Source organism: Candidatus Methylomirabilota bacterium, from assembly GCA_035764725.1.
Lineage (GTDB): Bacteria > Methylomirabilota > Methylomirabilia > Rokubacteriales > CSP1-6 > DASRWT01.
Window position 1 is genome coordinate 33,906 of sequence record DASTYT010000019.1, and the last position, 11,585, is coordinate 45,490.

The following is an 11,585-nucleotide window of genomic DNA, read 5'->3' on the forward strand; positions in this document are numbered from 1 at the left end:
TCGATCCATGAGCCTGCCGCCGCCTCGCGACCCCGTCTCCGCCGTCACCCATCCCGATCCCTACCCGTACTACGCGGAGCTGGTCGCCGCGCGCCCCTTCTACAAGGACGAGCTCCAGGGCTACTGGGTGGCATCGAGCGCGGAGGCGGTCACCGCGGCGCTCATGAGCGATCGCCTCCGCGTGCGGCCGCCTGCGGAGCCCGTGCCCCCGGCGCTGCGGGGCTCCCCGGCGGGCGAGATCTTCCGACAGTTGATCCGGATGACCGACGGTGGGAGTCACGAGGCCGCGAAGTACGCGGTGGCGGCCACGCTGCAATCGCTCGATGCCGAGCGCATCGCGGACGAGAGCGCGCGCTGGGCGCGCCCGCTCGCGGGCGACGGCGTCGATCCCGCCGCGCTCACGTCGTTCGTCTTCGCGCTGCCCGTCTACGTGGTCGCGAGCCTGCTCGGCATGCCGCCCGCGTTCCTGCGCCAGACCTCCCAGTGGATGCAGCATTTCGTGCGCTGCCTCGCGCCCGGCAGCACGCTCGCCCAGATCGAGCGCGGCAAGGACGCGGCGGGGCGCCTCCTCGACCTGGGGCAGATGACGTTGACCGACGGCCCGGCCGAGGGTCTCCTGCCCGTGCTCGCGCGCCAGGCGCGGCGGGCCGGGATCGAGAGCACCGACACGGTGGTCGCCAACGGGATCGGCTTCATGTCGCAGGCCTACGAGGCAACGGCCGGTCTCATCGGCAACATGCTGCTCGCGCTCGCGCGCGCGCCCGGCCTGCGCGCGGCCGTGGACGAGGAGCCCGCGCTCCTACCCGCGGTGGCGCGCGAGGTGCTGCGTCATGACCCCTCGGTGCAGAACACGCGGCGCTGGGTGGGCGCGGCCGGGCGCGTGAACGGTCAGGACATGGTGGAGGGCGAGATCGTGCTCGTGCTGCTGGCCGCGGCGAATCGCGATCCCGCCGCCAATCCACGCCCGGACGTCTTCGACGCGCGCCGCGCCGACCGGCGGCTCTTCACCTTCGGCGTGGGCGCGCATGCCTGCCCGGGCGAGATGCTGGCGGTTGGCATCGCCGCGGCCGGCGTGAGCGCGCTCCTGGATGCCGGTCTCGACCCCACCATCCTGCCCGCGCGGCGCACGTATCGGCCGTCGGTCAACACGCGCATCCCCCTGTTCGATATGCTAGATTGAGGGCAATCCCATGAACGGCATCGTCGCCTACGGCTCGTACCTTCCCTATTTCCGTCTCGATCGGAAGTCCATCGGCGACGCCCTCGCCAGCGGCGGGGGCAAGGGCACGAGGACGGTGGCCTCCTATGACGAGGACACGACGTCGATGGGCGTGGAGGCGGCCCGGGCCGCGCTCCGCGGCGCCCCGGGCGCGGCGCCGGGCGCGATCTACTTCGCCACCGCCGATCCCGCGTACCTCGACAAGACCAACGCGACCGCGATCCACGCCGCGCTCTCGCTCGACGACTCGGCGATGGCCTTCGACATGCTGGGGTCGATCCGATCGGGCGCGGGCGTGCTGCGCGCGGCCATCGACGCGGGCCGTCCGACGCTGGCGGTGATCGCCGACATCCGCACCGGGCTGCCGGGCGGCGGCGACGAGCGCGAGGGCGGCGACGCCGCGGTGGCCTTCCTGCTGGCCGCGGGTGACGCGCAGGCGCCCGTGCTCGCCGAGCACGTGGCCTCGGCCTCGGCGAGCGCCGAGTTCCTCGAGCGCTGGCGCATTCCCGGCGATGCCGCTTCCCGGCAATGGGAGGAGCGCTTCGGCGAGCACGCGTACGTGCCGCTGGCGGACGCCGCGATCACGAGTGCGCTCAAACAAGCCGGCCTCAACGCCGGCGACCTCGCCGCGCTGATCGTGGCCGGCCCGCACGGGCGCGCCAACAAGCGCGCGCAGGCCGCGGTGGGCGCCAAGCCCGAGGCCATCGCCGACGATCTGACCGGCACGGTGGGCAACACCGGCACCGCGCACGCGGGCCTCCTGCTCGCCGACGCGCTGGACCGCGCGAAGGCCGGCGACTTGATCGCGGTGGTCTCGCTGGCCGACGGCTGCGACGTGACGATCTGGCGCGCGACGGCGGCGCTCGCCGCCCATCGCCAGAAGGTGCCGGTGGCCAAGCAGGCGGCGGCCGGCGGCAAGGTCTCGTACGCGACGTTCCTCACCTGGCGCGGCTTCCTCAAGCGCGAGCCGCCGCGCCGGCCCGATCCCCAGGCGCCCGCGGCGCCGCCCGCCTTCCGCGCCGAGGCGTGGAAGTTCGGCTTCACGGGCAGCCGCTGCCAGGCCTGCGGCACTCGCGCGCTCCCGCCCGCGCGCGTCTGCATGAAGTGCCACGCGGTGGACAAGATGACGCCCGAGCGCATGGCGGATGTGCCCGCGACCATCGCGACCTACACGGTGGATCGCCTCGCCTACTCGCTGTCGCCGCCGGTGGTGGTCGGCGTGCTCGACTTCGAGGGCGGTGGCCGCTTCACCTGCGAACTGACCGACGTGGATCCCAAGGCCGTGAAGATCGGTGACCGCGTGGAGCTGACGTTCCGGCGGCCCATGACCGCCCACGGCGTGCACAACTACTTCTGGAAAGCCCGCCCGATCCAGGGCGACTGAGACCCCAAGGAGGCCAACACCATGGCGAGCAACGGCATTCGCGACCGGGTAGCGATCGTCGGCATGGGCTGCACGTCCTTCGGCGAGCGCTGGGACAAGAGCGTGAGCGATCTGCTCGTGGAGTCGTCCCAGGCCGCGCTCAACTCCGCCAACGTGCCCATCGACATGGTGGACGCCTTCTGGCTCGGCACGCTCTTCTCGGGGCAGAGCGGGCTCACGCTCTCACGGCCGCTCAAGCTCAACTACAAGCCGGTGAGCCGGCTTGAGAACTACTGCGCCACCGGCTCGGAGGCCTTTCGCAATGCCTGCTACGCCGTCGCCTGCGGCGCCTACGACGTCGCGATGGCCATCGGCGTGGAGAAGCTGAAGGACTCCGGCATCTCCGGCTTGCCCAGCATCGGCGCCCCCGAGGACGGCACGCGCGCCGGCCTCACCGCGCCCGCCACCTTCAGCCTGCTCGCGCCGGCCTACTGCAAGAAGTTCGGTGTGGACGAGGCCGCGTTCAAGGAGGCGATGACCCGCATCGCCTGGAAGAACCACAAGAACGGCGCGCTGAACCCGCGGGCGCAGTTCCGCAAGGAGGTGGCCAAGGACGTGATCGCGTGCTCGCCCCAGGTGGCGGGCGCGCTCGGCATCTTCGACTGCTCGGGCGTGTCCGACGGCTCCGCCGCCGCGGTGATCGTCCGCGCCGAGGACGCCTACAAGTACACGGACAAGCCGCTGTTCGTGAAGGCGCTCTCGTTCATCGCGGGCCCGGCCACCGGCCCCATCGATCCCGACTACGACTACACCACCTTCCCCGAGGTGGTCGCCTCCGCCTCCGACGCCTACGCGCAGGCCGGCGTGAAGGATCCGCGCGCCGAGCTGGCCATGGCGGAAGTGCACGACTGCTTCACGCCCACCGAGCTCGTGCTCATGGAAGATCTCGGCTTCGCCCAGCGCGGCACCGGCTGGAAGGAAGTGCTCAATGGGACGTTCGACCTCGAGGGCGAGCTGGCGGTGAATCCGGACGGCGGGCTCAAGTCCTTCGGCCACCCCATCGGCGCCTCGGGCCTCCGCATGCTGTTCGAGGCGTGGCTGCAGCTCCGGGGCGAGGCGGGCCAGCGGCAGATCGCCAGCGTCGCCCGCGGCCGGAAGCTCGCGCTCACGCACAATCTCGGCGGCGCGCCCGGCGAGTGCGTGTCGTTCGTGTCGGTCGTCGGCTCCGAGCGGAGCTAGCGCCGTGGAGGCGGCCGGCGATGCCTTCGTCCACCCCGAGTACCTGGTGACGACGGAGTGGCTGGCCGCCCACCTCGACGACCGGAACCTCCGCGTCTACGACTGCACCACGTATCTCAAGCCCGACCCGGTCACCACGTTCCGGGCGGAGAGCGGGCGCCCGAAGTGGGCCGAGGGGCATATCCCCGGCTCGGACTACCTCGATCTCCAGGGCGAGCTGTCCGACCTCTCCAGCAAGCTCCGCTTCACCATGCCTTCAGCCGATCAGTTCGCCGCCGCCATGTCACGCCACGGCCTCGGCGAGGGTACCCGCGCCGTGCTCTACAGCGCGGGCAACATCATGTGGGCCACGCGCATCTGGTGGATGCTCCGTGCGTTTGGCTTCGATGGGGCCGCCGTGCTGGACGGCGGCTGGGAGAAGTGGGCGGCGGAGGCGCGGCCCGTCTCGACGGAGCCCGCCACCTATCCGCCCGCGCGCTTCGTGGCCCGGCCCCGGCCGGAGCTGATCGCCACGCGCGAGGAAGTGCGCGCCAAGATCGCGGACCAGGGCGTCTGCACCATCAACGCGCTCTCGGCGGAGCAGCACACCGGCGAAGGCGGCATCAGCTACGGCCGCGCCGGCCGCATCAAGGGCAGCGTGAACGTGGCCTTCGCGCGGCTTCAGTCCGGCAAGCCCAGCACCTTCCGCCCGCCCGCGGAGCTGCGTGAGCTGTTCGCCGAGGTGGGGGCAAACCCCAACAAGAAGATCATCACGTACTGTGGCGGTGGCATCGCCGCTACCACCGACGCCTTCGTGATGACGATGCTGGGCTACCCGCGGGTGGCGGTGTACGACGGCTCGCTGGGCGAGTGGACGGCGGACCCCGCTATGCCGATGGAGACCGGGCGCGAGGGCACGCGGATCGCGGGAGGCTAGGCCATGCGCCTCAAGGGCAAGACCGCACTCATCACCGCCGCCGCCTCGGGCATCGGGCGCGCGGCCGCCGTGCTCTTTGCGCGCGAAGGCGCGGCGGTGGCCGTCGCCGACATCGACAAGGGGCGCATCGGCGACACCGTCAACGAGATCGTCAAGGCGGGCGGCCGCGCCCACGGGATCCCCTGCGACCTCACGCGGGAGGATGACAGCAAGAGGGTCGTCCGCGAGGCGGTGGCCGCCTTCGGCGGACTCGACATCCTCTGGAACAACGTGGGCCATCCCGGCCCGGGGCGCGTCGAGGGCGTGGACCTTGACGACGTCGACCTCGCGCTCTCGCTCAACTTGCGGACTGTCCTCATCACGACCGCGGAGGCGATCCCCGCCCTGCGGCAGCGCGGGGGCGGGAGCATTCTCTTCACCAGCTCCATCGCGGGCATCTACGGCTCGCCCTTCAGCCCGGTATACTCGGCGGCGAAGTTCGGCGTGACCGGGCTCACCAAGTCGCTGTCGATCCGGCTCGCGCCCGACGGGATCCGGGTCAACTGCGTCTGCCCGGCGCCGATCGACACGCCCATGCTCGACATCTTCATGGGCCGGCCCGACGTGGAGTCGAACAAGGCCGAGAACCTCGCCCGCATGAAGCAGGTAATCCCCCTCGGGCGCGTGGGCACGCCGATGGAGGTCGCCCAGGCCGGCCTCTTCCTGGCCTCCGACGACGCGAGTTACATCACCGGCGTCGCGCTCCCCGTGGACGGCGGCTACACCGCGCGCTAGCCGCCGCTTCCGTGGCCGCCGACCCGTCCGCCTTCGATCCCGCCGCGCATCGCTTCGGCGAGCCGCGCTACTTCGAGGACATGAAGGTCGGCGAGCAGTTCTACCTCCCCTCGCGCACCCTCACCGACGCCAACTTCGCCGCCTTCCAGGCGGTGTCCGGCGACAATCACCCGATCCACTACGACATCGAGTACTGCCGCCGCCAGGGCCATCCGGGACTCCTCGCCCATGGCTTCCAGGTGCTGGCCCAGACGGCGGCGGGCGCGGGCATCTTCCCGCACGTGATCGGCGAGTCCCTCGTCGGCTTCATCGAGCAGTCTTCGCGCTTCCTCAAGCCCGTCTACTCCGGCGACACTGTCTACCCGATGCTCACGATCACCGCCCTCACCCCCGGCCGCACCACCGGCGTCATCACCGTGCGCTCGACCCTGCACAATCAGCACCGCGAGCTCTGCCTCGAGGGAGAGCAGAAGTACCTCGTGCGCCGGCGCCGGCCGGCGGCCTGACCCGAGGACCCAAGCGGCCATGGACGCCTACCGCGCCGTTGTGGACAAGCGCGACCAGCGCTTCTTTCTCCTCCGCCCCATCCCCGAAGAAGCGCTGCGCCGCGTCCTCCAGGCCGCGCGCATGACCGGCAGCAGCAAGAACAGCGAGCCCAACCGCCTGGTCGTCGTGCGCGAGCGCGCCGGCCTCGAGGCCCTCGCCGCGCTGAGCCCCTACGCCAAGTTCATCGGGCGCTCCGCGGCCACCATCGTCATCGCGCAGACGGAGGAGCATCAGTTCGACGCCGGGCGCTGCGCGCAGAACATGATGGTGGCGGCATGGGCGGAGGGCATCGGCTCGTGCCCCGCCCAACTGCCCGAGGCCGCGGTGGCGCGCCTCCTCCGCACTCCGCCTGGCGTGGTGATCAATAGGGTCATTGCCTTCGGCTACGTGGACCCGGCGCGCGCGGCCGCGCCGCCGTCGGTCGCGCGCCGCCGCAAGCCCCTCACCGAGCTGGTGCACTGGGAGACCTGGTGATGCCGACCGCAAAGCTGGGCGACGTCGAGCTCTACTACGAGGAGACGGGCACCGGCACCCCGCTCGTGTGGAGCCACGAGTTCGGAGGCGACCACCGCTCGTGGGAGCCGCAGGTGCGCTACTTCTCCCGGCGGCACCGTGTCATCACCTACAACCATCGTGGGTATCCGCCCTCCACCGTACCCAGGGGCGCCGCGTCCTATTCGCAGGATCTGCTCGTGGGCGATCTCCACCGCCTGCTCACGCACCTGGGCGGGGCGCCCGTGCACCTCGGCGGCTGCTCCATGGGCGCCAACGTGGCGCGCGACTACGCGCTCGCGCACCCGGAGATGCTGCGGAGCCTCATCATGGTGGGGGCCGGGGCGGGCTCGGTCAACCGCGAGCAGTTCCTGAAGGGTCAGGCGGAGACGGCGGCGGGGCTCGAGCGCGAGGGTCAGGCGCATCGGGTCCGTGGCTTCGAGACCCTCGCCACGCGCGCCAGCTTCAAGGCCAAGGACCCGCGCGGCTTCGCCGAGTTCGCGCGCCAGGCCTCCGAGCACGACGCGCAGGCCTGCGCGCACCTGGCCCGCGAGGTCATGTCCAAGCGCAAGACGGTAGGCGAGCTGGAGGCCCCGTTGCGTGCGCTCCGCGTGCCCACCTTCATCATGGTGGGCGACCAGGACGCGCCCTGCGTGGAGCCCTCGCTGATGATGCGGGCGTTGATCCCGCACGCGGGGCTCGTGGTGTTCCCCGCGTGCGGGCACACGCCGAACATCGAGGAGCCCGGCCTCTTCAACATCCACGTGGCCGAGTTCCTCGCGGCGGTCGAGGGCGGCCGCTGGGCCGGCTGGCGCCGAGCTAGCTAGTGCGTCGCGGAGGATGCACCTGGAATGAGATAAACAGTTACCGGACGCGCCACTATGCGGACTTACGGCGGCGCCATCGTTACGGAGGACGCCATGGCACTCCCAAATATGACTCTGAACCCGCACTGGGACCGGCACCCCCCAAGGCCCGTAGCCCTCAAAAGACGCCGGGCCCAGCATATGCCCGCAACCCAACACCACCTCCTTGAAGCACCGCCCCTAGGGGCAAGTCGCCCCCCAGGGCTCATTCCAAGCCCGCTGCGACAAGCGTGATCTGCGTGGCGGGCAAAATTGCACTCGTGCGAGGCCCGTCCGCAGCGGCGGCGCTCTGGAGCCCGGGGCAGGTCAGGAGCGCGCGGCACCCCGAGGTCCGCTCGAAGACTTAGGGCAGGACGAGCACTGCCAATGTCACAGCGCACCCCGTCGCACTGTCCGGCGATCTTCACGAGCTCGCCGATCATCACTTCCTGCGTGGCCGGGGTGCCGTAGTCGAGCTGGAGCGTGTTGGGCCAGCCCGGAAAATACGCGTCGCGGCGGCCGTGAGCGAAAGTCCGGTCGCCCATCGCCCCCCTCACCCGGGTGAAGTCGTGCCTGGTTCCTTCTCGGCGGCAACACCGTTCACGCGGGTGAGCAGTGAAGCCTTCTCGACCCAGACGTAGGCCTTAGGTCCTATTTCTCCGCGTTGCGCGCCCGGCATAGCGTCCTCGCAAGGAGGAAACGACTATGCGCAATCTCTCGACGGGAATGCTATTGACTGTATTGGCTCTAACCATGGGGGCATGCGCGTCGGGCACGGCGAGCACAGCGCCGCCGAGCGCAGCGCCCGCCAGCAATGTCACGGGCCGCTGGGCGGGTAGCTGGGTCTTCGAGCCCGCGACTGCCGGGAACGGGGAGATCGTCCTGAACATGACACAGGACGGCAGCCAGGTGAAGGGGACCGTGGAGACGGTGTCCGGGCCTCACCGCGGGCGGGCGGGGTTCTTCAATGCCACCATGTCCGGCAACAACCTCACGATCACGGGACCGGACGCCACCGGCACATTGAAGGTGGAGGGGAATCAGATGACCGGCACGCTCAACGGCGTCCTGCCGGCCCGGGTCACGCTCCGCAAGCAGTAGCCGTTACTATACGCGGGCCGGCCCCTAGCCCGGCCGGCGCGCGACCACCCTCTTCGCGAAGCCGGGTCATGAGTGAGTGAGAAACTCCAAGTCCGCGTCAGGCCACCGGCGTCGAAAAGCCCTGCGGCTCCAGGCGGTAGGCCTTCGCGAACTTGCTGGCGAAGACCTGATAGCCGATCACGAAGGTCAGCTCGAGCCGCTCCGCCTTCGTGAAGTGCTCGGCGAGGCGCGCCTCGCCGGCGTCGGTGACCGCGCGATCGTCGCGCACGACCTCCTCCGCGAAGGCCAGCGCCGCGCGCTCACGCGCGCTGAACCAGGGGCTCGTCGCGTACTCCCCGAGCGCATCCAGCTTGGCCTCGGGGATCCCCGCCTTCACGCCCACGGCGTGGCGGATGTCCATTCAGTAGGGCACGCCGTAGACGGTGGCCACGTGGAGCTGGAGCAGCGCGCGGAGCTCGCGGTCCAGCGTGCCGCCGTACTCGATGGCGGTCCAGAGCCCGCCGAGGCCGAGCATCATCGCGGGCCGCTCGGCCATCAGCTTCTGGGGAGTGGGGACCTGGCCGAACAGACGCCGGCCCACCCGGTAGCTCGCCCGAACGAGAACGCCGTCGGTCTTCATGAGGGAGCCCTCCTTACCGGCAGTATGGAACGGCGGAGGGCCCCCTGCCACTCCTTGCTACTTGCCGCTGGGCGGGTCGATCCCGAGGCGCTTGATCAGCTTGTTCTCGCCCCACTTGGCCGGGTCGTCCGAGCCGACTTGCAGCACGAAGTAGCTCGCCTTCTTCCGATCGCCCTTGCCGTCGAGCTCGATGTGGCCGGTGATGCCGTCGAGCTTCACCGTGCGTACGGCCGCGGAGACCGCCTCGCGCGTAGGCGCCTTACCGCCCGCCGCCTTGGCTGCGCTCTCGATGGCCTTGAGCGCCACCACCGTCGCGTCATAGCTCTCCGCCGCGTAGGGCTCGGGGGCCTTGCCGAACTTGGCTTTGTAGTCCTTCACGAAGTCCTTGCCGCGCGGATAGAGGCTGGCCGGCGCGGAGGCCGACGTGTAGTACATGCCGACCACGGCCTTGCCGCCGATCTTGGCGGTATCGGAGGAGTCCATGCCGTCCGGCCCCATGAACGTGGCCTTGATGCCCTTCTCCGCCGCCTGCTTGAAGAGCGGCGCGCCCTGATCGTAGATGCCGCCGAAGTAGAGCATGTCGGGCCGGCGCGCCTTGACGCCGGTGAGGATCGGGTCGAAGTTCGACTTCTCCTCGGTGCCCTCGAACCCCACCACCTCGATGCCGAGCTTCTTGGCGTGGTCGCGGAAGAACTCCGCCACCGCCTGCCCGTAGGTGGTCTTGTCGTGGATGATGAACACCGACTTCACCTTGAGACTCTTGGCATGTTCCGCGCCCACCACGCCCTGCACGTCGTCGCGGCCGCACACCCGGCTCACCGTGGGATAGTTCCGCTCGGTGATGATGGGATTGGTGTTGGCGGGCGAGACCATGGCGAGCTTGGCGTCACGGTAGATCTCGGACGACGGGATCGCCACGCCGGAGTTGAGGTGGCCGATCACCGCGAGGATCTCGGGATCGGTGACGAGGTTCTTCGAGTTGGCCACACCCACATCGGGCTTGGCCTGGTCGTCGAAGGGTACCAGGGCAACCTTGAAGCCCATCCCTTCGAGGGCCTTGGACTGCTGCTCGATGGCGAGCTGAGTGCCCAGCTTGATGCCCTCGCCCAGCGATGACTGACCGCCGGACAGCGGGCTCTGGCTGGCGATCTTGATCGTGCCCTTGCCCTGGGCGGCCACGGGACCGGCGGCCAGCGCGAGGACCAGGAGCGGCAGCGCTCCGAGGAGCATGCGGCGGAGTTTAGGCATGCGGCGTCTCCTTTTGATGTTTTCTCTGACACTACCAAAACGGCTTTTAATGGTTAGCGGCCCAAGGATGCCCCGCTCGTGGTAAGTAGTCAAGCGCCCATGCCAGCCAGGACGGCGGCCGCCGACCCCGTGGTCTTCCACTTCGCCAGCGGCTGCCTCTGCCTCGATTTCGCCAACACGAAGAGCTGGCGGCCGAGCGCGGCGCCCCACGAGCGCCTGCACCACTTCGACGACCTGATCCGCTGGGGGGAAAAGGCTCACCTCGTCGGCCCCGCCCAGGCCGCCCGCCTCCGGGCCAGCGGGCGCCGGGGCGGCGCGGGGGCCGCCCTGCTCCGCGAGGCCCGGAGCCTCCGCGAGACCCTCTACCGCACGTTCTCGGCGGTGGCGGACGGCGCCCATGCCGACGGCGCCGACGCGGCCCGCCTCTATGCGGGCTGCGCCGGCCTCCTGCGGGGGACCCGGGTGCGGGCGCGCGGAGGCGCCCTGACCGCCGATGTGCCAGCCGCACGGCGGCCCTCGGCGAGCGTCGAGCGACTGATGTTCTGGCCGGTGATCTGGTCGGCGATGCGGCTCTTCGCCGCACCCGAGCTGGCCCACGTGCGGAAGTGCGCCGCGCCCGACTGCGGCTGGCTCTTCGTCGACGCCACCCGGAACCGCAGCCGCCGCTGGTGCGCGATGCAGGTGTGCGGCAATCGTGACAAGGTCCGGCGCTACCGCCGCCGGACGGGACGCTGATCAAGGGAGACCGGCATGACATCACGACGCAAGCTCCTCCTCGGCCTGCTCTTCGCCGGCGCCGCCCTCGCGGGCGCCCCAGCGCGCGCCGCCGCCAAGACGACGATCACCGTCCATCGCTCGCCCACCTGAGGCTGCTGCACCGCGTGGGTGGTCCACCTGCGCGAGCACGGCTTTGCGGTGACCGAGCGGCCCGAGGACGACCTCGCCCCGGTGAAGCGCCGTCTCGGGGTGCCGACGGCGCTCGAGTCCTGTCACACCGCGCTCGTCGAGGGCTACGTGATCGAGGGCCACGTGGCCGCCGACCTGATCGACCGCCTCCTGCGCGAGCGGCCGAAGATCGCCGGCCTCGCCGTGCCCGGCATGCCGGTGGGCTCGCCCGGCATGGAAACGCCCGGCGTCAAACCCGAGCGGTATCAGGTCTTCGCGTTCGACCGCGGGGGACGCACGACCGTCTTCGCCACGCGCTGAGGCGTGAGCGAGGGGCG

Annotated in this window: 14 protein-coding genes; 11 read left to right on the forward strand and 3 right to left on the reverse strand. The window is 70.6% G+C overall.

The window, feature by feature from the left end; all coding sequences use genetic code 11:
- Positions 1-7 precede the first annotated feature (7 nt).
- The 9 genes from VFX14_02570 to VFX14_02610 all read left to right on the forward strand — a co-directional run bounded on the left by VFX14_02570 (position 8) and on the right by VFX14_02610 (position 8,495).
- The gene (locus VFX14_02570) at positions 8-1,180 is read left to right on the forward strand and encodes a cytochrome P450 (protein HEU5188552.1); all 1,173 of its coding nucleotides are present in this window, start codon (positions 8-10) and stop codon (positions 1,178-1,180) included.
- Between the two features lie 10 nt (positions 1,181-1,190).
- The gene (locus VFX14_02575; protein ID HEU5188553.1) at positions 1,191-2,603 is read left to right on the forward strand and encodes an OB-fold domain-containing protein; all 1,413 of its coding nucleotides are present in this window, start codon (positions 1,191-1,193) and stop codon (positions 2,601-2,603) included.
- Positions 2,604-2,624: 21 nt separating this feature from the next.
- Positions 2,625-3,821 carry an acetyl-CoA acetyltransferase gene (locus VFX14_02580; protein ID HEU5188554.1) on the forward strand — a complete coding sequence of 399 codons (1,197 nt, stop codon included), beginning with the start codon at positions 2,625-2,627 and terminating at the stop codon, positions 3,819-3,821.
- A 4-nt stretch (positions 3,822-3,825) separates the two neighbouring features.
- The gene (locus VFX14_02585) at positions 3,826-4,737 is read left to right on the forward strand and encodes a sulfurtransferase (GenBank protein ID HEU5188555.1); all 912 of its coding nucleotides are present in this window, start codon (positions 3,826-3,828) and stop codon (positions 4,735-4,737) included.
- Positions 4,738-4,740: 3 nt separating this feature from the next.
- Entirely contained in the window at positions 4,741-5,511 is a 771-nt protein-coding gene (locus VFX14_02590) for an SDR family oxidoreductase (protein ID HEU5188556.1), read from the forward strand.
- A gap of 80 nt (positions 5,512-5,591) precedes the next feature.
- On the forward strand, positions 5,592-6,017 hold the full coding sequence (locus VFX14_02595) for a MaoC family dehydratase (GenBank protein HEU5188557.1): 426 nt from the start codon (positions 5,592-5,594) through the stop codon (positions 6,015-6,017).
- A gap of 19 nt (positions 6,018-6,036) precedes the next feature.
- Entirely contained in the window at positions 6,037-6,531 is a 495-nt protein-coding gene (locus VFX14_02600; GenBank protein ID HEU5188558.1) for a nitroreductase family protein, read from the forward strand.
- Positions 6,531-7,376 (forward strand): alpha/beta hydrolase, encoded by an 846-nt coding sequence (locus VFX14_02605; protein ID HEU5188559.1) that lies wholly within the window; start codon positions 6,531-6,533, stop codon positions 7,374-7,376. Before VFX14_02600 ends, VFX14_02605 begins: the two co-directional genes overlap by 1 nt.
- 906 nt (positions 7,377-8,282) lie before the next feature.
- Positions 8,283-8,495: a hypothetical protein gene (locus VFX14_02610; protein ID HEU5188560.1), complete on the forward strand. Its 213-nt coding sequence runs from the start codon at positions 8,283-8,285 to the stop codon at positions 8,493-8,495.
- Between the two features lie 97 nt (positions 8,496-8,592).
- Here VFX14_02610 and VFX14_02615 read toward each other — a convergent pair whose 3' ends face one another.
- Genes VFX14_02615 through VFX14_02625 form a run of 3 tightly spaced genes read right to left on the reverse strand, consistent with a single transcriptional unit; the run spans position 8,593 to position 10,362 of the window.
- Positions 8,593-8,895: a hypothetical protein gene (locus tag VFX14_02615; GenBank protein HEU5188561.1), complete on the reverse strand. Its 303-nt coding sequence runs from the start codon at positions 8,893-8,895 to the stop codon at positions 8,593-8,595.
- Positions 8,896-9,114, reverse strand: a complete 219-nt coding sequence (locus VFX14_02620; GenBank protein HEU5188562.1) for a hypothetical protein — start codon at positions 9,112-9,114, stop codon at positions 8,896-8,898. It abuts the gene before it with no gap.
- A 57-nt stretch (positions 9,115-9,171) separates the two neighbouring features.
- Positions 9,172-10,362: a branched-chain amino acid ABC transporter substrate-binding protein gene (locus VFX14_02625; protein ID HEU5188563.1), complete on the reverse strand. Its 1,191-nt coding sequence runs from the start codon at positions 10,360-10,362 to the stop codon at positions 9,172-9,174.
- Between the two features lie 99 nt (positions 10,363-10,461).
- Between VFX14_02625 and VFX14_02630 the strand changes: the two genes are divergently transcribed.
- On the forward strand, positions 10,462-11,097 hold the full coding sequence (locus VFX14_02630; GenBank protein HEU5188564.1) for a CGNR zinc finger domain-containing protein: 636 nt from the start codon (positions 10,462-10,464) through the stop codon (positions 11,095-11,097).
- A 150-nt stretch (positions 11,098-11,247) separates the two neighbouring features.
- Entirely contained in the window at positions 11,248-11,568 is a 321-nt protein-coding gene (locus tag VFX14_02635; GenBank protein HEU5188565.1) for a DUF411 domain-containing protein, read from the forward strand.
- Positions 11,569-11,585: the final 17 nt, after the last annotated feature.